At 48.1% G+C, this 22,529-nt stretch carries 21 protein-coding genes; 10 read left to right on the top strand and 11 right to left on the bottom strand.

Translation table 11 applies throughout. The annotated features are described in order from the left end of the window. Positions 1–36: 36 nt before the first annotated feature. Together Q8L79_RS16910 and Q8L79_RS16905 are read right to left on the bottom strand one after the other, a co-directional pair. Complete coding sequence (locus Q8L79_RS16910) at positions 37–438, bottom strand: glycine zipper 2TM domain-containing protein (RefSeq protein WP_305273642.1); 402 nt, start codon at positions 436–438, stop codon at positions 37–39. Positions 439–528: 90 nt separating this feature from the next. Further along, on the bottom strand, positions 529–846 hold the full coding sequence (locus tag Q8L79_RS16905; protein ID WP_305273640.1) for a glycine zipper 2TM domain-containing protein: 318 nt from the start codon (positions 844–846) through the stop codon (positions 529–531). A gap of 274 nt (positions 847–1,120) precedes the next feature. On the opposite strand from Q8L79_RS16905, the gene rapA reads away from it, so the two are divergent. The 3 genes from rapA (at position 1,121) to Q8L79_RS16890 (ending at position 6,110) form a co-directional block, all read left to right on the top strand. Then, positions 1,121–3,988, top strand: a complete 2,868-nt coding sequence (rapA, locus tag Q8L79_RS16900) for an RNA polymerase-associated protein RapA (protein ID WP_305273638.1) — start codon at positions 1,121–1,123, stop codon at positions 3,986–3,988. Positions 3,989–4,152: 164 nt separating this feature from the next. Further along, the gene (locus tag Q8L79_RS16895; RefSeq protein WP_305273635.1) at positions 4,153–4,986 is read left to right on the top strand and encodes a S1 RNA-binding domain-containing protein; all 834 of its coding nucleotides are present in this window, start codon (positions 4,153–4,155) and stop codon (positions 4,984–4,986) included. Between the two features lie 29 nt (positions 4,987–5,015). Next, the gene (locus Q8L79_RS16890) at positions 5,016–6,110 is read left to right on the top strand and encodes a J domain-containing protein (protein WP_305273633.1); all 1,095 of its coding nucleotides are present in this window, start codon (positions 5,016–5,018) and stop codon (positions 6,108–6,110) included. 79 nt (positions 6,111–6,189) lie between these two features. Here Q8L79_RS16890 and Q8L79_RS16885 read toward each other — a convergent pair whose 3' ends face one another. The 3 genes from Q8L79_RS16885 to Q8L79_RS16875 form a co-directional block, all read right to left on the bottom strand. After that, a complete protein-coding gene (locus Q8L79_RS16885; RefSeq protein ID WP_305273631.1) occupies positions 6,190–8,472 on the bottom strand; it encodes a bifunctional diguanylate cyclase/phosphodiesterase in 2,283 nt (760 codons plus the stop codon). Positions 8,473–8,474: 2 nt separating this feature from the next. Continuing rightward, positions 8,475–9,245 (bottom strand): MBL fold metallo-hydrolase, encoded by a 771-nt coding sequence (locus Q8L79_RS16880; protein ID WP_305273629.1) that lies wholly within the window; start codon positions 9,243–9,245, stop codon positions 8,475–8,477. A 251-nt stretch (positions 9,246–9,496) separates the two neighbouring features. After that, positions 9,497–11,203: an exo-beta-1,3-glucanase gene (locus Q8L79_RS16875; RefSeq protein ID WP_305273627.1), complete on the bottom strand. Its 1,707-nt coding sequence runs from the start codon at positions 11,201–11,203 to the stop codon at positions 9,497–9,499. Positions 11,204–11,409: 206 nt separating this feature from the next. Here Q8L79_RS16875 and Q8L79_RS16870 point away from each other — a divergent pair, with 206 nt between their 5' ends. Beyond that, positions 11,410–12,009: a GNAT family N-acetyltransferase gene (locus tag Q8L79_RS16870; RefSeq protein WP_305273625.1), complete on the top strand. Its 600-nt coding sequence runs from the start codon at positions 11,410–11,412 to the stop codon at positions 12,007–12,009. After that, the gene (locus Q8L79_RS16865) at positions 11,999–12,859 is read left to right on the top strand and encodes a carbon-nitrogen hydrolase family protein (protein ID WP_305273623.1); all 861 of its coding nucleotides are present in this window, start codon (positions 11,999–12,001) and stop codon (positions 12,857–12,859) included. The genes Q8L79_RS16870 and Q8L79_RS16865 overlap by 11 nt, the downstream gene beginning before the upstream one ends. A gap of 50 nt (positions 12,860–12,909) precedes the next feature. Here the strand turns inward: Q8L79_RS16865 and rpoS are convergent, their stop codons facing one another. The 3 genes from rpoS to Q8L79_RS16850 are packed head-to-tail and all read right to left on the bottom strand — an operon-like array spanning position 12,910 to position 15,415. Continuing rightward, positions 12,910–13,989, bottom strand: a complete 1,080-nt coding sequence (gene rpoS, locus Q8L79_RS16860) for an RNA polymerase sigma factor RpoS (protein WP_305273621.1) — start codon at positions 13,987–13,989, stop codon at positions 12,910–12,912. Positions 13,990–14,026: 37 nt separating this feature from the next. Then, positions 14,027–14,914 (bottom strand): peptidoglycan DD-metalloendopeptidase family protein, encoded by an 888-nt coding sequence (locus Q8L79_RS16855; RefSeq protein ID WP_305273620.1) that lies wholly within the window; start codon positions 14,912–14,914, stop codon positions 14,027–14,029. Between the two features lie 6 nt (positions 14,915–14,920). Further along, entirely contained in the window at positions 14,921–15,415 is a 495-nt protein-coding gene (locus tag Q8L79_RS16850) for a DnaJ domain-containing protein (RefSeq protein WP_305273618.1), read from the bottom strand. A 211-nt stretch (positions 15,416–15,626) separates the two neighbouring features. Between Q8L79_RS16850 and mobB the strand changes: the two genes are divergently transcribed. Beyond that, the gene (gene mobB / locus Q8L79_RS16845; RefSeq protein WP_305273616.1) at positions 15,627–16,154 is read left to right on the top strand and encodes a molybdopterin-guanine dinucleotide biosynthesis protein B; all 528 of its coding nucleotides are present in this window, start codon (positions 15,627–15,629) and stop codon (positions 16,152–16,154) included. Further along, positions 16,147–17,391: a gephyrin-like molybdotransferase Glp gene (gene glp / locus Q8L79_RS16840; protein WP_305273614.1), complete on the top strand. Its 1,245-nt coding sequence runs from the start codon at positions 16,147–16,149 to the stop codon at positions 17,389–17,391. Before mobB ends, glp begins: the two co-directional genes overlap by 8 nt. A 95-nt stretch (positions 17,392–17,486) precedes the next feature. Here glp and Q8L79_RS16835 read toward each other — a convergent pair whose 3' ends face one another. The 3 genes from Q8L79_RS16835 to Q8L79_RS16825 all read right to left on the bottom strand — a co-directional run bounded on the left by Q8L79_RS16835 (position 17,487) and on the right by Q8L79_RS16825 (position 19,137). Further along, positions 17,487–17,636 (bottom strand): hypothetical protein, encoded by a 150-nt coding sequence (locus Q8L79_RS16835; RefSeq protein WP_305273612.1) that lies wholly within the window; start codon positions 17,634–17,636, stop codon positions 17,487–17,489. Positions 17,637–17,727: 91 nt separating this feature from the next. Continuing rightward, entirely contained in the window at positions 17,728–18,069 is a 342-nt protein-coding gene (locus tag Q8L79_RS16830) for a zinc ribbon domain-containing protein YjdM (protein ID WP_305273610.1), read from the bottom strand. Between the two features lie 279 nt (positions 18,070–18,348). Further along, on the bottom strand, positions 18,349–19,137 hold the full coding sequence (locus Q8L79_RS16825; protein ID WP_305273608.1) for a hypothetical protein: 789 nt from the start codon (positions 19,135–19,137) through the stop codon (positions 18,349–18,351). A 187-nt stretch (positions 19,138–19,324) separates the two neighbouring features. On the opposite strand from Q8L79_RS16825, the gene Q8L79_RS16820 reads away from it, so the two are divergent. The 3 genes from Q8L79_RS16820 (at position 19,325) to Q8L79_RS16810 (ending at position 22,527) form a co-directional block, all read left to right on the top strand. Beyond that, positions 19,325–20,470 (top strand): efflux RND transporter periplasmic adaptor subunit, encoded by a 1,146-nt coding sequence (locus tag Q8L79_RS16820; protein ID WP_305273660.1) that lies wholly within the window; start codon positions 19,325–19,327, stop codon positions 20,468–20,470. Further along, a complete protein-coding gene (locus tag Q8L79_RS16815; protein ID WP_305273606.1) occupies positions 20,467–21,126 on the top strand; it encodes an ABC transporter ATP-binding protein in 660 nt (219 codons plus the stop codon). Before Q8L79_RS16820 ends, Q8L79_RS16815 begins: the two co-directional genes overlap by 4 nt. A gap of 195 nt (positions 21,127–21,321) precedes the next feature. After that, positions 21,322–22,527 carry an ABC transporter permease gene (locus Q8L79_RS16810; protein WP_305273604.1) on the top strand — a complete coding sequence of 402 codons (1,206 nt, stop codon included), beginning with the start codon at positions 21,322–21,324 and terminating at the stop codon, positions 22,525–22,527. Positions 22,528–22,529 lie beyond the last annotated feature (2 nt).

Below are 22,529 nucleotides of genomic sequence, written 5' to 3'. Positions count from 1 at the left end.
TTAGCTAGTCACATAGTCCATAGCCGACTGGGATGACTATCTTCGGTAACCATCGTTCATTCCATTACCCAGAAAAGAACCGGCGGCGGCCCCCAATCCGGTGGCAATAGGGTCGCCGCTACCCAGTTCATAGCCTAAAACACTACCGACAACACCCCCGGCCAAACCCTGGTGAGAGCGTGGATCCTGGTAGTTTGAATACTGCGCTTGCCGCTGATAATAATTAACTTGGGGTTGGGGATAATAATTAATTTGCGGCGCTGGGTAATAGTTGACCTGCGGTTGAGGATAATAGCCGTGGTCGTGGTGACGATGGTGGTGGCCATGATGATGTCCCCAACCGCGATCATGGTGTCCCCAGTCGCGATCAGCATAAGATAGTGGTGAAAACAGGATTGCAATAGCGGTTAATTGAATTAAAAAAAGTAACTTTTTCATGGTTTTTCCCTCTACATTATTTGGTTTGTTGTTAAATTAACAAAATCAAGCTTGCCGGTTAAACAGATACGTCATTAAAATCAAATCGGGTTAACGTCTTCCGGCGACTCCGTTGCCGAGATAAGACCCGGCGGCAGCGCCCAATCCGGTAGCAATGGGATCGCCGTTACCTATTTCGTAGCCTAAAACGCTACCGACAACACCACCGGCCAAACCCTGGTGAGAGCGCGGATCCTGGTAGTTTGAATGGCGGGGCTGCTCCGGATAATACCTCGGCCCTTCGGAATGATGATTGCGGTGTCCTCTGCCGTGACCATGACCATGACCTTCCCCCCCGGATGCGTAGGATGCAGATGAATAAATAATTGCAAACATAAGCACCGGACTTAAAAAAAACGATTTATTCATGGGTATCTTCCTTAAATAATGGATTTAATGTAGATCTGGATTAAGCCGACAAAGGCGGTTGGCCAGTGATAAACTTTGGATTCATATTATTCGCTTTAACCTTAATGGCTGCTTAACAAATGCAATCCGCTTGATGGGGCGTTAAAGTCTATTCTCGAATCACAATACCGTCCGTTACATGCGCCAATTAATTGCCGGAATAATTCCGCTGTGTCGCTTATAATAATAGCCTACTTGATTCAATATTTACCCAATCTTAATGGCATCTTAATAAATGGAACAGTTTATCCCCGGCCAACGCTGGATTAGTAACACCGAGTCTGAACTCGGCTTAGGTCTTATTCTTGATGTAGCACACAAGCGGGTCACGGTGCTTTTTTTGGCGTGTGACGAAAAGCGTATGTATGCGCAAGATAACGCGCCGTTAACGCGCGTCCGGTTTTCGGTAGGTGACGTTATCGAATCGATTGACGAAGATAAAGTGACCGTTACCGGTTTAACTGAGCAGAACGGTCTGATTACTTATGTGGGCAAAGACGAGGATGGACAGGACGTTCAGCTGGATGAGGTAGAACTGAATCATCATATTCAATTTAACAAGCCTCAGGATCGGTTGTTTATCGGGCAAGTCGATCCTTCCGCCTGGTTTTTGCTGCGTTATGAAACCTGGCGCAGGTTGCAACAGCATCAGCAATCGCCGGTTAAAGGCTTGCTGGGCGGTCGTGCCTCGCTTATTCCGCATCAGTTGTTTATTGCGCATGAATCGGCTAACCGCTCTGCGCCACGCATCATGCTGGCCGATGAAGTGGGTTTGGGTAAAACCATAGAAGCCGGTTTGATTTTGCACCATCGGCTGATTAACGGCTTGAGCAACCGGGTCTTGATTATCGTGCCGGAAACGCTGTTGCATCAATGGCTGGTGGAAATGCTCCGGCGCTTTAATCTGCGTTTTAGTATTTTTGACGAGGCGCGTTGTCTCGATACCTATGCAGAAGACGACATGCTCGCTGAAGCGGAACCGGATGATGACGCTGCCGATAATCCGTTCTTAACCGAGCAATTGATTCTATGCAGTCAGGGCTTTTTTTCCAATTATCCGCGCCGCCAACAACAAGCCATAGCCGCAGGTTGGGATATGGTGATTGTGGACGAGGCGCACCATCTGGAATGGAGCGAACAAGCGCCCAGTCCCGACTATCTGTTTGTCGAACAACTCGGCCGGATTTCGCCCAGCCTGATATTGTTGACAGCTACGCCGGAGCAACTGGGTAAGGAAAGTCATTTTGCACGATTAAGATTGCTCGATCCCGACCGGTTTTACAGTTTCGCCGCTTTTGTGGAAGAAGAGCGCTTGTTTGAGCCGGTAGCTAACGCGGCCAAATTGTTGCTGGCGGAGGAAGTCTTGAATGAAGCCGCGCAGCAACATTTAACCGCGCTGTTGAAAGATGACAATGTCGACGGCTTGCTGAAAAACCTGAATGATCCTGAACAGTCGGCGGCGGCGCGCGATGCGCTGATTAAGGTGCTGCTGGATCATCATGGCACCGGACGGATTTTGTTTAGAAACTCGCGGCAAACCGTACAGGGTTTCCCGGAGCGGGAACGTTATGGCTATGCGTTAACCGGGGCGGCAAATACCGATGACTTGCAGCAGGATCCTCGCTATGTATGGCTGGTGGACAAGGTTAAGCAACTGGCCGGCCAACGCCGCACCGGCTCCCAGCCGGTTGGGGGCATACACACCCTCCCTGGCGATAAAGCCCTGGTGATTTGTAAACAGGCGCAAACCGCGATTGACCTGGAGCAAGCCCTGAAAAACCGCGCCGGTATTGCTTCGGCCGTGTTTCATGAAGGCATGAGCATTATCGAGCGTGATCGGGCGGCGGCTTATTTTGCCGATCCCGAAAGTGCGGCGCGGTTGTTGATTTGTTCTGAAATCGGCAGTGAAGGCAGGAACTTCCAGTTTGTGCATCATCTGATACTGATGGATTTGCCGACTAATCCTGATTTACTACAACAACGCATAGGTCGTCTTGATCGTATCGGACAGAAACATATTATCCAAATTCATGTTCCGTATCTGGAGCATACCGAGTGTGCCGTGTTGTATCGCTGGTATGATGAAGGTTTGAATGCGTTTGCCTGTAACAGTTCGTCCGCGCAACAGGTCGCGGATATGTTGCACGATGAGCTGGCGGCGGTTTTGGATTGTAAAAATCCAGCCGCTATTGATGCGCTTATCGCCAAGACCCAAGCACTCAGTATTGAACTTGAAGCAAAAATGCATAACGGTCGTGATCAGTTGCTGGAGTTGAATTCCTGTCGCAAGGAACTGGCCGATGAGCTTATCGAGCAACTGAATGCCTACGAAAAGGAAGGCGTACTTTGGCCGTATATGGAAGATGTCTTTGAATGCTACGGGGTAGATACCGAGTTCCATTCGCCCGATTGCTTTATTATCCGTCCCAGCGACCATTTGCGTGTTTCGCATTTCCCCGGATTGACTGAAGACGGCATGACCATCACCGTTAACCGGCAGATCGCCTTGGCGCGGGAAGACATGCAGTTCATGAGCTGGGAACATCCGGTGGTCACCGCATCGATGGATATGGTGTTGTCCAGTGAAACCGGCAATGCTGCGATCAGTGTGATCAAACACAGCGATCTTAAAGCCGGGCAGTTTTTGCTGGAGTGCTTGTTTATTGTCGAGTGTAGTGCGCCTGCCGAATTGCAAATCGGGCGGTTCCTGCCTCATACGCCGATTCGGGTATTGATCGATCAAAACAAAAAGGATTTAAGTGCGGACATTGATCACCGCGACCTGGTTGAAGCCGGTATCAAGTTTGATAAACACAAAATCATTGCTTTTTTGAGCAGCCAAAGGCCGCATTTGATCAACATATTGAGCGTAGCCGAGCAAAAAGCCAAAGCCGATATGCAGCAGCTAGTCGATGAGGCGACCCAAGCCATGCTGGAATCGCTAAGCAATGAAATCAAGCGTCTGGTCAGATTGAAAAAAGTGAACCCGACTATCAGGACCGAAGAAATTGAGCAGTTAAAGGATATGACCATGCTGGCGCATGAAAATATCCAGGCCGCGCAGCTAAGACTGGACGCGGTGAGGTTTGTGATTACCAGTTGATGTTGAAGATTTACCGCGAACGAAGCTAAAAGGATTCACCACGAAGGCACGAAGGACACGAAGAAAAATATAAAACTTCGTGACCTTCGTGTCTTCGTGGTGAGTTAAAAACTCTTTGTTGAAAATGATGGCAATGCATTAAACCCCAATCTATCCAATAAATTATGATAAATATCGGCAAAATAAATAAGCTGAATGTAGTTAAACAACAAGGCGCTGACATTTACCTCGATGACGGCGCCTCGGGAAAAAAAGTGCGGCTGGCGGACAGCAAACTGCCGGCAAACTGTCAGGTCGGCGATAGTCTGGACGTATTTGTTTACGTGGATTCGGAAGGCCATCTGGCCGCCACCACCAAAAAACCGTTGGCCGAGGTGGGCGATATAGCATGGCTAAAAGTCGTGTCGCTTAATTATGTGGGTGCGTTTCTGGGTTGGGGGCTACCTAAAGATTTGCTGGTTCCCTTCAGTGAGCAATACCATGAGATGGAAGTAGGGCGGTCTTATCTGGTCAAGGTGTTTCTCGACGACAAAAACCGCATCGCCGCGACCACCAAGATTGATAAATTGCTCAGCGATGAATCGGTCGATTTCGAAGTCGGCCAAAAAGTGTCGCTGATCATCGCCGATGCCTCTGATTTGGGCATTAAAGCTATCATCAACAATAGCCACTGGGGCATGTTATATCAAAACGAGTTGTATCAGCCGGTCAAGAAAGGCCAGAAGCTGGACGGCTATATTAAGCAAGTACGGGAAGACCATAAGATCGACCTCAGTTTGCATCAGCCGGGATACGGCAAAGTCGTATCGTTGACCGATAGCATTATAGCCAAGCTGGAAGCCAATAACGGTGTGTTGATGCTGAGCGATAAAAGTCCGCCGGAAGCCATCTATGCCGCATTCGGAGTTAGTAAAAAAGTGTTTAAACAGGCTATCGGCGCACTGTATAAGCAACAATTAATCACAATCGATAAAAGCGGAATCAGGCTTATTGGTTGATCGTCAGGCACAATATCTACAAAAAGTGTATGGCTAAATTCAAAACTCATTATGACAACTTAAATGTATCGCGTAATGCGCCTGTAAGCGTTATCAAGGCGGCCTATAAGGTGCTTTGCCAAAATTATCATCCGGATAAATATACAGGCAGACCTGAAGAAGCGCTTCGGATAATGAAAATAATCAATGTAGCGTATACGGTTTTATCGGATTCTGGCAAAAGAGCCGAGCATGATCGATGGATAGACAGACAAGAAAGAGAACACGCCACTGATAAAGCGCAACGGATAATGACGATCATTACAAACACTTATGTTGAGCCGCCGGTAACCCCCAGAAAAAACCTCTCTGTCAGCTACTTGGCAACTGTTTATGAATTTTGGAAAAAGGTCTGTTCCGTCGGCAATAAGGTACGACTCATCAGTATCCCAAGATCAAAAAAATTAAATTTGATTCTTGGGTCCATAGGTTTCGTCGGCATTGTATTTACTGCAATTATTCTTTACGGGCCTGACTTGAAAACAAAGACAGTAGCAACAGCATCGGTTAATCAGGATATTGAGGCAATTTTAAAAAAGGCAAAGCACACGTTAAACAAGGGGCAAGTTGCAAAAGCGTTGTCGTTTTATTTGCAGTTGGCGGAGCAGGGGAATGCGGAGGCTCAATTCCAGGCAGGCTTGATATATGCCAATGGACAGGGCCAAGCAAAAGATGACAAACAGGCCGTCGGCTGGCTTGCCAAGGCGGCCGAACAGGGACATAGGGAAGCGCAAACTAAATTGGGCTTTATGTACGCGACTGGACGAGGTGTGGCGCAGAATTATAGCTCGGCAGTTTATTGGTGTTACAAAGCCGCTGAACAGGGCGATGTCATTGCGCAATATAACTTGGGCCTGATGTATGCAAAAGGACAAGGTGTGGCAAAGGATAATAGTTTGGCCGTTTCCTGGTACAGCAAGGCCGCTGGACAGGGCGATGCTCACGCTCAATACAATCTGGGCGATATGTATGCAAATGGCGTGGGTGTGACAAAGGATAGCAAGCAAGCTGCTGTTTTGTATCGTAAGGCAGCAAAGCAGGGGCTGGCCGAGGCTATTGCCGCTTTAAAGCCGCTGGATCGATAAGCTTGGGGTTATTTCTTTTTTGTGATCCGGTAAGAACGATGATGTCACCTATCCTGATGGCTATCGCGTAGCGTTTAAATTAGGGTCTGAGGGTTTGCTTCATTTCAGGCAGCGGCATACTGATATGATAGCCTTGGGCGTAATTGATGCCCATATCCTTGAGCGCCTCCCAAATTTCCTGATTTTCGACAAATTCGGCAACGGTGAGAATGTCGATGTCCTGGCATAACCGGGACAGGTTATGCACCAAGGCGTAATCCACTTTAGAGGTCAGTATGTTGCGTACGAACGCCCCATCAATCTTGACGTATTCAAAACGCAGTTCACGCAAATAATGAAACGAATTATAACCGGTGCCGAAATCATCCAGGGCAAAGGCAAAGCCTTTGCGGCGCAAATTGGTCAGGAACCGGCGCATGTTGGTCATATCGCCAATCGCATCGCGTTCCAGTAATTCAAAGACAATGCTTTCGGGGGGGAGTTCCAGTTTCTGGCAGAGTTCTTCGGCATAACCTAAAATGCCGCGGCCTTGAATTTCCTGCACCGATAAATTGATAAAAATTTTTGCGTTTGCCTCGGGGCGGTTGGCATCCATGCAAGCGCGTTTAGCGGCAAAAGAGTTGTTGATCATGGCGAGGTCGAGTTCGCGCGCCAGGCCATATTTGTCAATGGTTTCGATAAACATCGCCGCCGAAGTTGTTTCTCCCGTTGGCGATTTAAGCCTAGCCAGCGTCTCAAAAGCAAATAATTCGCCGGATTGGCAATTAACAATCGATTGATAATAAGGAACAATGCGCCCTTCCTTTAAGGCTTCGCGCAGGTTTTCCGCATTATCGCGCGTCTCGCGTATACTGACGCGTGTTTCTGTTGCGTCAAAGGTGCAAACGCTATCTTTACCCATGTCCTTGGCTTTGTACATGGCGGCATCGACACCCTCCAGCAGGGTATCGATGGTTTGCCCATCAATGGGATAGCTGCTCACGCCTATGGAGACGGTTAAATGAAAACGGTTGCCTTGTGCCGATGTGATGGCCATTTCCCGTAGTGCATGACTTACATTTTCAGCGACTACCCGCGCGCCTTCGGGGCCGGTTTCGGTCAGGATAATGGCGAACTCATCCCCGCCGATGCGGGCGCACAAATCGCCATTACGGGTATGTTCAAGCAGGGCGGTAGCGATTGCACACAGCGATGTATCGCCGGTGGGGTGTCCGTAGGAATCGTTGATGTCCTTGAAGTCGTCCAGGTCAAGCATCAGCACGCTAAACTCATGCTTATGACGTTCGGAACGACCGATTTCATAGTGCAAGATGTCATTAAACTGGCGGCGGTTGTGCAGTCCGGTAAGGGGATCATGCACGGCGTAGTATTCAAGTTCCAACAGCGTGCGCGATAGCACCTTACTGGAACCCACCACCATGACCATGACCGCGAGTATCGCGCGAATGACGCTGGCTTCTTGCGCGGACAGGTTGTTTTCAGCCGCGTAAGCGACCCCCAGCAAGCCTGCCAGATTGGGGGCATGATCAGGCACAGGCACACTGATCATGCGAATATTGAGATCTGTTTTGATTTCGGCTCCGCAGTGGATATTGAATTCTTCAATATCCACTGCGGAATCAGGCGGCAAGCCAATACTTTGCAGCATTTGTTGGCTCAGCAAGCCGCGCGCCTGGGCGCGTACCTCGTCCGGGCACTGACCCAGATAATACAAATAGAGAGATAAGCCATTGGCTTCTGCAAAGGCGATGTAAAAAAAGTTAAACGGAAAAATGGCGTAAAAATCCGCTAGGATTTCCTGCACAAACTCTTTCCATTGCGAGATGTGTTCGTGCGATAGGATGATCCGTTCCAACACCCGACTTTGTCGTTCCAGTAAGTCTTTTTCAATCAAAACAGAAGACAGCTCAAGCAAGGTTTGATTAAACTCGATCATCAGGTTTTGGATGTGCTGATCGCTGGATGCCCACTGCTGACTGCGTTGCTGAAATAATAAGTCAAGACTTTGATCCAGCCGGGAGCAGGTGTCAATGACCTGTGAAATCGTTGGGATCATGGCAATCATGGCGGCGGAGTCGTCGGTAGCCATAGTCGCCATAGCCGCTACTAATTTGCTGACAATCTCTTGATGCATGTTATGGTTAAGTTCGGATAAACCTGTTGCATAACGTTGGGTGTGAGTTTGATTTTCCAGGATTTCGGCAATCTGGCTGATAATTCTCAAGCGCAAGGCTTCCAGATGAGTGGGCTCGGCAACTGCTCCATGCGTTGCTCTCGGCAACTGCTCCGTGCGTTGCTCTACCTCCTCCATCCTTGGAGTGGTACCTCCTGCATCCATGCAGTCGTGCGATAGATGACTCATGATCAGTCCTCAGGCGGAAAGTGCCCGCCAGGTTGCATTATATCAACGCCGCATTGCAGGTCTTTGAGCCAGTTTAGGAAATCCTGTACTGCAGCGCCTCGGTAAATCGGGCCGTGTTGGGGGGCGATCATCGCAATATCGAGGTCGGCAATGGTGTCCAACCAACAGCGTATCGCCTTGTTAGAGCACATATAGCGGCGGTGAAACCCCTTGATATAGGGGATGTGAGCGGCAAAATTATCTACAAATGCTTCGTTTTTATCTACGGGCAGCATTGCCGCACCGATGTCGCCGGTGAACAGGATTTTAGAAATCGGGTCGTAGACATTAATCTGGCCTTCGGAATGCAAAAAATGCGCGGGCACAATTTTTAGTTTAAAACCGGGCGATAGCTCGCAATCCTTGCCTTCGTTGGGCACCCCGATAAATCGCGCCATGTCTTTTAGACCGTAATGGGGCAAAAAGCGTATCCAGATGCTGGAAACATAGACGGGCGAGTGACACAGTTCCAGCCAGGTTGACAGACCGCCGACTATATCAGGGTCTTGATGGGACAGAAAAATGGCTTTAATTTGCTCGGGTCCCACGTAACGCAACATTTCCGCCAGTACCCGCGGCATCACTCCAAAACCGCCCGGATCAAGCAACACGCCGTCATTATGATGGGTGATGAGATACTGGTTAGAACGTATGCCGTCCTCTTCGCCCGGTTCACTCTCGTTGAGCAAAATAAAACGGTGATTAACGGACTCAAATAATTTAATGTTGCGCATATTTTCCCTAATCTTCTGCCAGGCTAGAATTTTTATATTTACCCTAGTTTACTTCAGGTTATTTTAAAAAGTATAGAGATAGTCTTTTTTTAATAAATAAGACTGGGGAATCTTGCATTGTCGGAGCAGACTGATGTTAAGAAATAGTCATGGGGGCAGGCGATCGGCGACAAGATGGCGTGCCGATTATTTCTCGGCACACCGCGCTACGCGTGCTCCATGCATTGCTGTCCGTGAGGAGGTACTGCCTCTTATCCGTGCATTCGTTTGCCGGATTTATTGTCGCTAACCAGAAGCGGTAACGCGAGAATGGCCAGACATATTAGCCATGCCATCAGTTGATAATTGGTTACTGAAAAAATAAACGCCACGCCGATTCTTTCGCCGACATTAGGATAAGCAAGGATAAAGTCGCGGCTTATCATGAAGGCTTTGGCTTCCCAGATGATAAGAGTCATACCTACGGCCAGCAACGCGTAACCTATTATCTTATCCTGATCGGCTTTGCTATTTTGATGCCCGGCCAACCGGTTAATCTCAACGGCTTTTAGCGACCAAGAAAGTTCGGTCATATAACTGATGATCATTAATCCGAACATGCCTGCAACCGGGACATAAACGGCTACCGTTGGAAAGCTGATGTAACGCCCATCCAGTGCCAGACCAAAGGTTTTATAAACGGCAAACCCGGCAAACAGCATGTAGAGCGTATATATCCAGGCGCCAAATTTTGGATTGGCTGTATTGTTGGCTAACAGACCATGGCCGCGCTGCAATATCAAACCGGCCAAGATGGCGTTCAGTCCTACGGTTAACACCGTCTGTAAGCGCTGCCAGTCGCTATAACTGGTATACCACAGGTTCTCGGCCATGTTTGCCAGCAGCAAGGTAAGCAATTGCGAGAATAGTAAAAAAAATGCAACACGCGACAAGGATAATGATTGCAACGACTTCCAGTAGAAGGCAACGATGATTAGAAAAAGTATCGTTGACGCTATAACGCCCTTAAGCCAGTCAGGATTTTCGTAGACCAGGCCGGTTAAAGGAAAGACCTCTTTACGATCAACCGAATAAAGTCCCCAGTTTGCCCCGACCACGCCTTCAAGCTCGCTTTTCCATGATTGGTTAAAGGCTTCGACAATGTTGTAATCGAAGCCGTTTTTATTGGCGACTTCAATTAATGCGCGGATGAATTTTGCTTCGTTTACTACGCTCGGCACCGACCAGCCGCGTTGACGACCTTCACCAGGCCAGCCGGATTCGCCAATCAGTATCCGTTTACCGGGAGCTATCGCATCGGCCTCCTGTTGAACCTGCTTGAAAATGCGCTCGATATGCTTTGGCGCCTGGTCTACGGTGATTGGCTCATCCTCCCAGTAGGGCAGAATATGGATGGTAATAAAATCCACTTCCTTGATTAACTCGGGATGCTTCATGTACATGGACCACACATCGGCATAAGAAACCGGCTGTTTTACCGAGCGTTTGACTTCCCGTATGTATTCAATTATTTTTTTAGAATCCAGGTCGCCTCGTAACAGCACTTCATTGCCGACGATAACCCGCTTGACCACATCGGGGTTTGCATTGGCGGAACGGATGACTTCGGCGATTTCCGCTTTATTGTCTTCTTTTATAGAGCCCAGCCAAGCGCCTTGAATCATCTTCAAGCCATACTTTCGAGCTAAGGCGGGAATGGTCGGCATGTTGCCTTCCGCGCTGGCATAAGTGCGAATAGTGTGGGTTTTTTCACCCATCAAACGCAAGTCGGCATCAATTTGTTCGGAGCTAGGGAATTTCTCATCCAAAGGTCCTTGGCCTTCCCGAAACGGGGCGAATGAGAGACTGTTGAGTTTTCCTGACGGAACGTCCGCCCCTACATCCTGGGGTAAGTTGATTGACCAGCCCAGTAAGCCATTAAGCAAAACAACTAATACAACGAATGAAGCAATTTTCATAAATAAATCAATAACACAAAAAAATTTGAAGAAAGGCGTTATGAAACACGCCGAGTAAATCGTTGTCACATCATCTCATAATTACCATTTTTTTAATATGGGCCGCTCTTGGCGCAGAATTGAACAATACCGGTTTTTTTACAGCGTGATCTACGCAAATTATCAGCGTTCAGCTAAAATGCGCATCTTTTTTCTTATATAACTTTATGGCTAAAGATATTCGTATTGAAAGATGGAGCGGCCACGCTCTCGAACAATTTATCCCTGAACTCGCCCGGCTTAGAATTGAAGTGTTTCGCGATTTTCCGTATTTATACGACGGGGATATCGATTATGAGAAAAAATATTTACAAACTTATATCGATTGCCCCGAAAGCGTTATTGTAATCGCTTTTGATGGCGATAAAGTGGTCGGGGCATCGACAGCAATCCCGATGAAATATGAAACCGATGAGCTAAAAAAGCCGTTTCTTGATAATGGGTATAATCTCGATGAAGTTTTTTATTGCAGCGAATCGGTGCTCAACAAGAACTATCGCGGCTTGGGTATCGGCGTTCGGTTTTTTGAACAAAGAGAGGCTCATGCCGAGGACTTGGGGGGCTTTAAAACCATTTGTTTTTGTTGTGTAGAACGGCCTGCGGATCATCCCAGGCGACCAGCCGACTATATGGCACTGGATCAATTCTGGAACAAGCGCGGCTACGTCAAACATCCTGAGCTTAACACAACCTATATCTGGAAAGATCTGGATGATGTTAATGAAACGCCTAAGCCTATGACTTTCTGGTTGAAACATGAACGTTAAAATTGCAACCGCCCAATACGACATCAGTTTTCTGGGAAACTGGCAACAGTATCGAAGTAAAGTTGAACGCTGGGTTATTGAAGCGGCTGAACAGGATGCGAAAATTCTGCTTTTCCCCGAGTATGCCAGTATGGAGCTGGCCTCGCTGTTCGGCGAATCTATTTATTCATCCTTAAGCAAGCAGCTGGCCGCCATGCAGTCATTGCATGACGATTATCTGGACTTGTTCCTGAGCTTGGCTAAAAAATACCGGTGCATCATTCAATCGGGTACGTTTCCGGTAAAAACAGATTCCGGCGCTTATCGAAATCGGGCTTACCTTTTTATGCCGGATGGTCAAATTGATTATCAGGATAAACTGATGATGACCCGTTTTGAAAATGAGCAATGGCTGATTCAAAGCGGTGAGGAATTGAGGTGTTTTAATACCGATTACGGGAAAATCGCTATCAACGTTTGCTATGACAGTGAATTTCCGATGTTGGCAAGAAAGCAGGTCGAGGCCGGAGCGAATCTGATTTTAGTGCCCAGTTGCACTGATACCTTGGCCGGATACCATCGCGTTAAAATAGGTTGTCAGGCAAGAGCCCTGGAAAACCAGTGTTATGTCGTTCAGTCTACTCTGGTAGGCAATGCGCCGTGGTCTGAAGCCGTGGATGTCAATATCGGTGCGGCGGCCATCTATACGCCTGTGGATCGTGGTTTTCCTGATAACGGCATTCTAGCGGATGGCAAGCTCAATGCAGTGCAATGGGTTATTGCCGAAGTATCGCTCAGCGCTTGCGGTACAGTTCGGGAACAAGGACAGGTTTTTAATTACAGGGACTGGCCGCTGCAAAATGCATTTTAGGTTCAAGGTTTAAGGAATTATTCGCCTTTCACCTTGAGCCTTATTTATCATCAATTAAAAATTGCTTCAAAAGAATAGCCGTTAAATTCCAGAATTTCTTTCATTCTTTTTAAGGCATCCATTTGAATCTGTCTGACACGTTCCCTGGTTACGCCCAACTCTTGAGCAACTTGCTCAAGAGTTGAACCTTCATAACCGCAAAGTCCATAGCGACGGCAAATAACTTCGCGTTGTTTCTCGGGAAGCTGAAATACCCATTTGGCAATATTGTGCTTAATGCCGTCTTCTTGTATTTTTTCGGCGGGCGATAAGCTCTCGCCATCAGAAATTGACTCAACTAAAGGTTTGTCAAAATCCTTGCCGCCCGGAATATCGATGGAGGTAACCCGCTCATTGAGTTTGAGCATTTTTTCAACTTTATTGACCGGTATATCCAGATGCACTGCGATATCTTCGGCATTGGGTTCATGATCGAGTAATTGTGACAAATGGCGTTGGGCTTTAAGATAAGTATTCATTTCTTTAACAATATGAATCGGCAAACGAATGGTTCGCGTCTGATTCATGATGGCTCGCTCAATAGTTTGCCTGATCCACCAGGTTGCATAGGTTGAAAATCTAAAACCTCTTTCAGGATCGAATTTTTCAACTGCGCGCATCAAGCCAAGATTACCTTCCTCAATCAAATCCAGTAACGGCAAGCCTCTATTCAGGTAACGACGGGAAATTTTAACGACCAGGCGTAAATTACTTTCGATCATGATCTTGCGGGCAGCCTCATCGCCGAGTAAGGCTCTGGAGCCGTAGATTTTTTCCTGATCGGCGGTCAGTAATTGTGAACGAGCCAGTTCATTTAAATAAACCCGGGTCGCATCCATGCTCTTATCTTCCCGCGATTCAACAGTAATTATCTCATCAATATCCTCGGTAATTGTTTCATGCATTGCTCTCGACCGCCGTTCCAGACGCGATTCTACCTCCCCCATCCATGTGGTCGTACCTCCTGCATCCATGCAGTCGAATGCTTCACCGATAGCGGAATTTGTCTGGAGTTCATCGTCGAAAGACAAATCGTCATCAAATAATACACAAACATCATCGTCTAATAGCTCAACCAATTCTGCTTTCATGATAACCTCTACATTGTTCGACTTAAGTCGAAATGGTTTAATTATTTTCCGGTAAAAAGTTAACTGGGTTTACCGGTTTTCCGTTTTTTCTTATTTCAAAATGCAGTGATGTTTTGTTTGATCCTGCCCGCCCAACTTTTGCAATAACCTCGCCTTTTTCTACGGTATAGCCTTCTGCAACGAGTAGCCGGCTATTATTTGCATAAGCGCTTAAATACAAATCGTTGTGCTTGATAATAAGCAAATTACCGTAGCCAATCAGGCCTTGCCCGCTATATACAACTTTACCCGCTTCAGCCGCACTGACGTCCTGTCCCATTTTGCCGGCTATATCAATGCCCTTGTTACCGGCTTGAGAAAAATATTTTAAAACTTTTCCCTTTATCGGCCATTGAAAGTTTAACTTTAACATGTTTCCATTATCAATTGAAATAATTGATTTTTTTTGTGGACTGCTTCCGTTTTTTACAGCGATTTTATTAAAAGGTTGGCTGTTATAGAGCGGTTTGTAAGTCAGATTGGATTTAGTATCTAATGAAATAGCGGTTTTTTTCTGTGAGCTGATTCTATTTGTTGCCGTTGCGATGTTCTGTTTTGCTTTTTTTTGTACTCCCGCATCCATGCGATCATGCATGGGGGTGTTTTCCGGATTCGGGTCGGAGAGCCTTATTTTTTGACCTATTTCTATCGTATAAGGTGGCGCAATCCGGTTCCATAGAGCTAATTGCCGATAATCCAAATCATAAATCAAGCTTATTGCGGACAAGGTATCGCCTTTTTTTACCTGATAATATTTTGTCTCGTATTTAGACGTATCAGGGTAATTTGTGCTGACAGGGGCATAGTTTGGACTGACAGAAGTACAGCCATGCAATAAAGCCGACAGTATTACAAGGAAAATTAGCTTTGGAGTAGCGGATGTCATAGCGGGTTATTTTTTTAACAAAATCTTTTTAGCCAGATTTATTTTTGCGGCCAAATAATCCGATCCGCCACGATCGGGGTGCATTTTTTGCATCAATTTGCGATGAGCAGCAATAATTTCAGATTCCGATGCCCCTATCTTCAACCCTAATACTTCATAAGCCTCTTCAATAGACATATTGCCTTTAGTGCCGGTTTTATTTTGCCGCTGTGACGTGTTTTGTTTTGCAGAATTGAAGTCGGACCATAGTCGGTGTAAATAGGGTGCATAACGTAACAATACCGGCATTAAGCGGAGTATAAAGGCGACAATCACGCCTGCCAGCGCAAAAAACCAGCTCAAGCGTCCGGTTGCGCCCAAATAAAACAGGATCAGCCCTGTAACAAATAGAAACAACAGTTTGATATAACGAGCTGGTATGACGGGTGAGGTTTTTAAAAACGCACGCATCCAAAAAAATGCGATGATGATAAATAACAAAATCAGAAAAATTCGAATCAAGGTTTACTCCTGAATTAATGATCTGCTTAAGGTCGTTCTCAAGACTTCCGTTCCTCACTTATACCTAATATAGATAAGGTTTTCACTTCTCGGTAGCGGCCATGTATGCAAAGCTTACGCCCCATGTCTGCATCCATGTAGGCATGGTATTTGGATAAATAATACCTTAGAATATGACATCTTATGATAACAATCTAACAATTTGGTTGATATGCAGAATGCACAAATTCCGGTTTTAGGTTTTGTTGCCGCAAGCGGAACCGGCAAAACCACGTTACTGACTGAATTGATCCCGATTTTAAAACAAAACGGTTTGCGTATAGGCCTGATCAAGCATAGTCATCATGATTTTGAAATTGATCAGCCGGGAAAAGACAGTTTTCGCTTAAGGAAGGCCGGTGCCACGTCTGTCATGCTGGTATCCCGATATCGCCGCGCGATTATTACCGAATTCACCCCGGAAAAAGAACCCCGCTTGGCTGATCAGTTGAAGCAATTCGATCAAGCTGAACTGGATCTAATCCTGGTTGAAGGCTTTAGGGCGGAACAGTTTCCTAAAATTGAATTGCATCGACCCTCGCTTGAAAAAACCTTGCTTTACCCAAACGACCCGGACATCATCGCGATAGCTACGGATGCAGCGCTGGAAACGCCAGACTATTTGATGCAACTGGAACTTAACCGGCCTGAAATGATTGCCGCCTTTATCCAAAACCATGTTATGACCAGCCATGATTGACGCATGCAGCCCGGAATCCAGGTCGTTATTGTCTATTGACGATGCGCTGGACAGGATCAAAGCCGCTGTAAATCCCGTAAACAGCACAGTAAAAGCATCGTTAAAAAACGCCTTGGGACGGGTACTGGCAGAAGCGGTTTATTCGCCGATCAATATCCCTCATGACCGGAATGCGGCTATGGATGGCTATGCTTTTGCAAGTCGGGACATGGCTGGCGGGCAAGCGTTTATGCTGGTTGTGACAGGAACTTCCTGGGCCGGGCGGCCGTTTGAGGGGCAGTTGCAACCGGGCCAATGCGTCAGGATTTTTACCGGCGCTGTCGTGCCGGAGCAAGCCGATTCAGTCATCATGCAGGAACATGTGCAGGTTCAGGGACAAACCATACATTTTCCGGCCGACACACGAGCGCAGCAAAATATCAGGCAAATCGGTGAAGACGTAAAACAAGGCGCCTGTTTAATAGCCGAGCCTAAAAAGTTGACAGCGGTTGATCTGGGTTTACTGGCCTCTGCCGGTATTGATGAGGTGATTGTTAAACGACAGTTAAAAATCGCTCATTTTTCTACCGGCGACGAGCTGACCGCATTGGGCCTGCCGCTTCAGCCTGGAAAAATATACGACAGCAATCGCACTATGTTAGGCGGATTATTGGCAGACCCCGGCTACAGCGTTGTTGATCTGGGGGTCATTCCCGACAATAAACAGTTGCTTGAAAATAGCTTTATTGAAGCTTCCCTTAACTATGATGTCATCATAACCACCGGCGGGGCTTCAGTCGGTGAAGCCGATTATGTCAAAGAAATCCTGCAAAGCTGCGGAGAAGTCAATTTCTGGAAAATTGCGATAAAACCCGGCAAACCGCTGGCCTTCGGAAAAATAGGGCAGTGTTACTTTTTCGGGTTGCCCGGCAATCCGGTTGCCGTTGTCGTAACCTTTCACCAGATTGTAGCGCCCGCACTCAGGCAACTTTCCGGCGCGCCGCTATCCAAACCGTTAAGATTTACAGCGACGTGCACCTCGGTATTAAAAAAAGCTCCCGGACGGCAGGAATATCAGCGCGGCATCCTCAGTCAAGATCAACGCGGCGAGTTTTTTGTCGCCTCAGCGGGTCAGCAAGGCTCGCATATCCTCAGTTCCATGAGTCAGAGCGGGTGCTATATCGTTTTGCCGGAAGAGTGTAACGGCGTGCAGGCAGGTGACAAAGTAACCGTTGAACCGTTTAGTTTGTTTGTATAGCGGGTTGCCCCACAACAAGCTTAAGGACAGTGACGAGGTAGGGGGTTTTATGAACCCCCTAACCGGAAAAATCGGAAAACAACGGATTTTGACTGCTATAGATTAAACTTGTTCAAAGAAAACAGGTTCTTGGGCACCAGGCTGATGTGCTGAAATACGGACTTTCCGGTGTCGCGTAACTTGTTGCCGTTGATGCCGTGCTTAGTCAACACGTCCGCCAGTGCCGGGCTCGTGACGACACTCAAACACATTATAAAAACCGGAGCTTTCGGGTAATACAAAGCATTCACTCTTCATCGATTCCTGAATGGGCTCGAGCTTATCACCATGCCCGTATTAGACCTTTTTAACAAACTCTGATTTAAGTTTCATTGCACCAATACCGTCGATTCTGCAATCAATATCATGGTCACCGTCGACCAGGCGGATGATTTTGACTTTGGTGCCGACTTTGACAACCGATGATGAGCCTTTAACTTTGAGATCTTTGATTACGGTGACGGTATCTCCGTCTTGTAGCACGTTGCCGTTTGCATCCTTAATGATACGGACATCGGAGCTATCTTCGGCGGTCCCATCTTTTGGCCATTCGTGTGCGCATTCAGGGCAGACATACATCATATCGTCTTCGTAAGTGAATTCTGAGCCGCATGCGGGACATTTGGGGAGACTATTCATTGCTTTCCTTAATGTAGAGTTGTTTCAACCTTGTGGAATACAAGGCGTATTGAGGCGACATAATGCCAGATTTAGGCGTTTATTTCCATTTCACGAGGGGTTATATCTATTCGGGACCGTGCGGATTCTGAAAATTACTGTTGAAATTAGCCGTGTACGGGGAGGGACATGCCCTTTTATTTCTTGCTGCCTTTTGTGCGGAAATTAAACGGGGGTTGGATACGCCGGGCCGATTAATTAAAGCCCTGGCTGGGCCGGCTCTTTATTTCGATCATCCGGCTAATTCACCCGGTCAACCTTAATCAAAATATGCATTTGGCTTTTGTCTATTTGGCGGATATTAACAAGCGCACCGCTTGTACTGCTATTACTGGTTTTGCCGGCGCCTCCGAGTTCTACCCATTCGCCAAGATTAACTCTGAGTGTCGATTGCGCATTCTGGGTCTCGATTTGTCCGCGTCCGTTCATTCTGTCCGACCAGGGCAATATGCTAAGAATGACTTGTTGCCCTGCCAATCGGGGGGTTACCGCAAAACCAGTTGTCGCTTCTGAATATTCAATTTCCGTGGGGTAACCGTAGCCTGAAAAACGTTGCCTCGGGTAAACTTTGCCTGCTTTAATCTGAGCAGGGACGCCTTCCATCGTCCGAATGAACTGGGTGTTTTGATCGATGTCTTTATCTTGAGTCTGATATAAATGGCCGATTATTCTGCCGCTGGATCTTGATGGGGCATTGGCCCGGACATTCAGTCGAGCTCTGATCGCCGCGTTAAGTTCATCGGCAGTAGTCTGCCTGCTCTGAATCACAGTGATAACCAGATTGCTCTGGCGTACATCGAGTTGATTGACGATGTCCTTGATTTCAGCCAGCTTGTCAGGCGTAGTTTTGACCAGCAGATTGGAGCCGTTATCAATAAGTTGGGCAGTATTGCCCAGCAATGGCGCAAGCAACGGCACTATCTCGAAAGCCGGTCGATTGCTTAAGGGGATGACTTCAATAATTGTTTCTGCGGCAAAAGCGCTGCTGCCAAGCAGCGTTATGAACATCAATGCTAAAATCTTTTTCAATGTGAATCTCCGATACAGGGAACCATTAATGTTATGGTAGGTGTGATTAGGAATTTTTTGCCATACAGATTGGGAAGATTTGATGGCTGATTCTGACAGACAGGCACATTGATTATAGTTAACTGGGACTATTTTGTCCCTGCTACAATTTGGAAAAACAGGACAGGACTTTTTGGAACAGCTAAATATGATTTCACCGGGTAAAAAACCGCTTATTATCATCGCCGGTATTGGGCTGATTATTGCTGCTTATTTTTTTACTAAACAGCCGGAATTTGTTGATGTTGAAATAGTTACTTTGGAACAAGGCGAGGTGAGGGCAACGGTATCCAACACCCGCGTCGGTACGGTTAAAGCCTGTAGACGCGCCTACCTTGCGCCTGCAACAGGTGGGCAGGTTGCCGAGTTGCACGTCAAGGAAGGCGACACCGTTAAACAAAACCAGTTGTTGATGGAGATATGGAATAAGGATCTGAAAGCGCAGGTCAAATTGCAGGATGCTCAAATCAGGGCTAACCGGGCATCGGCCGAACAAGCCTGTCAGCTTGGCGCAGGCGCCGAACGCGAGGCGGACCGTGCGTTGCGTTTGCAAAAATTCGATCATATTATTTCTGAAGAACAGGTCGATATGAAAGCGACCGGTGCACGAGCCAAGCGGGCATCCTGCAACGCCGCTCTTGAGGCCATCGCCGTTAGCCAAGCCAACCGCGATGCAGTTCAGGCCGCTGTCGAACGTACCCTGGTTCTCGCGCCTTTCGACGGCACCGTGGCTGAAATCAATGCCGAGCTGGGAGAGTTTATAACGCCATCGCCGCCCGGCATTCCGACTTTGCCCGCTATCGACTTGCTGGATGTCAGCTGTTTGTATGTATCCGCGCCGATTGATGAAGTGGATGCGCCGCAGATCAAAACCGGCATGAGCGCCTGTGTGTCGCTGGATGCCTTTACCGATAAACGCTGTTCCGGCACGGTAAGCCGCATTGCCCCCTATGTGCTGGAAAAGGAAAAGCAGGCGCGTACCGTCGAAGTTGAAGTTAAATTAACCGACCCGACAGACCTTAAAGATTTGCTGCCCGGTTACAGCGCCGACATTGAAGTCTTGTTAACCAGCAAACCTCAGGCGCTCCGGGTGCCTGCCGAGGCGGTGCTGGAAAATAACCGGGTGTTGGTCATGCGGGCGGACGGCTTGCTGGAAGAACGCAGCTTTACACCGGGTTTGGTCAACTGGAACACCGTAGAAGTATTGTCAGGCCTGAATGTCGGCGACAAAGTCGTGTTGTCGGTAGGCCGGGAGGGCGTGGTGGCAGGCGCTTATGCCCGCGCACAAAAATGATACGCCTGGAACATATCCACCGTTATTTTCAGGTAGGCGAGCAAACCGTTCATGCCTTGAATGACATTAATGTCAGCATCGAAAAAGGCGAATATGTGTCGGTGATGGGGCCGTCGGGTTCCGGCAAATCGACTTTGCTAAATGTCATAGCCTTGCTTGACCAGCCAAGCTCAGGCCGGTATCTGTTAAACGATCAGCCGGTTACGCAGCTTGACGATGATCAGCTCGCCAAAATTCGCCGCGAAAATATCGGTTTTGTGTTCCAGTTTTTTCACCTGATTCCACGCTTGTCGGCGGCTGAAAACATCGAAATGCCGATGATACTGGCGGGTGTGACGGTTAAGGAGCGCAAGCAACGGGTGCAGGAAGCGCTGGCGTCGGTCAGTCTGCTGGACCGGGCCGACCACAAACCGGATCAGCTTTCCGGCGGACAACTGCAGCGTGTCGCCATTGCCAGGGCCATGATCATGCGCCCGGAGATTTTATTGGCGGACGAGCCGACCGGCAATCTCGACAGCAAATCCGGCAAGGAAATTATCGAGTTGCTGGAAGGGCTTAACCGGCAGGGCGTAACGTTGATGATTATTACCCATGACCAAAGTTTGGGCGACAGGGCGCGGCGGAAAATCCGCATTGTCGATGGACAGATAGGGTGATGAGTCATCAAAATATAAAAGATCACCAGGAATGCACGAAGTTTTACCTCGTTCCCACGCGCTGCGTGGGAATGCAGCGCGTCCATTATGGCGTTTCCACGCAACGCGTCACTGTCATTAAGTTAAGGATTTTAGTAGGAGTTGGTTCCCAAGTTGCCGCAGCTTGGGAACGAGAATGGGGAAGACTGATAAGCCATGCTCATTAAAGACACATTAACCCAATCATTAGCCGCAATCAGCACGCAGCGTTTGCGTGCCGGGTTGATTATCCTGGCAATGAGTATCGGCATAGCTTCGGTTTCGGTGCTGACCGCCTTGGGCGACAGCGCCCGTCGCTATGTAGTTAACGAGTTCGAAGCCTTGGGCACAAACCTGGTTATCGTGCTGCCGGGACGCACCGAAACCACCGGTGGGCAGCCGCCGCTATTCGGCGAAACGCCGAGGGACCTAACGCTGGATGATGCCGAAGCCTTATTCCGCAGTCGTTATATTGCCGCCATCGCACCGCTGACCATCGGCTCCGCGCCTGTTTCATCGCTGGGTTTGGAGCGCGAAACCAATGTGCTGGGTTCGACGAACGCATTAAGACGGGTACGCCGTCTGACCGTGGCGCAGGGCAGTTTTCTGCCCCAAACCGAGGTCGATAAAGCCTTGTCGGTTTGCGTGATCGGCCAAACCATACGCAAGGAACTATTTGCCAATCAACCGGCGCTGGGGCAATGGTTACGGATTAATGACCGGCGCTTTCGGGTGATTGGCGTATTGGCGTCGGAAGGACAATCGGTCGGTATCGATTTTGACGAAATCGTGATTATTCCGGTGGCTTCCGCGCAGGCTTTATTCGATACCCATTCACTATTCAGGGTGCTGGTGGAAACCAAATCCAAGCCGGACATGTACAAGGCCGTCGATGAAATCAGGGAAATAATTAAGGCCCGTCATGAAGGCGAAGACGACGTCACGCTGATTACCCAAGATAGCGTAGTCAGCACCTTCGATAAGATATTGACCGCGTTGACCCTGACCGTAGCGGGAATTGCCGGAATCAGTCTGGCGGTAGCCGGTGTGTTGGTGATGAATGTGATGCTGGTCAGCGTCACGCAACGGACCGCCGAAATCGGCTTACTGAAAGCATTAGGCGCGACCAAGCGACAGCTATTGTGGCTGTTTTTGGCCGAAGCGGCCATGTTATCGCTGGCAGGCGCAGTGCTGGGCGTGATGCTGGGCTATATAACCTTAGGCGTGTTGCAGGTGATGTACCCTGATTTTCCGATGGAATTACCGGGTTGGGCATTGCTTGCCGCCTTGGCGGTTTCGTTGTTTACCGGGCTGGTGTTTGGCGTATTGCCAGCCAGAAAAGCGGCTGGTCTCGACCCTGTTGTTGCATTGGCGAAGCGGTAAAA

It is taken from the genome of Methylobacter sp. (assembly GCF_030680395.1).
Classification (GTDB): domain Bacteria; phylum Pseudomonadota; class Gammaproteobacteria; order Methylococcales; family Methylomonadaceae; genus Methylobacter_A.
This window is presented reverse-complemented; position numbering and strand designations above follow the sequence as displayed.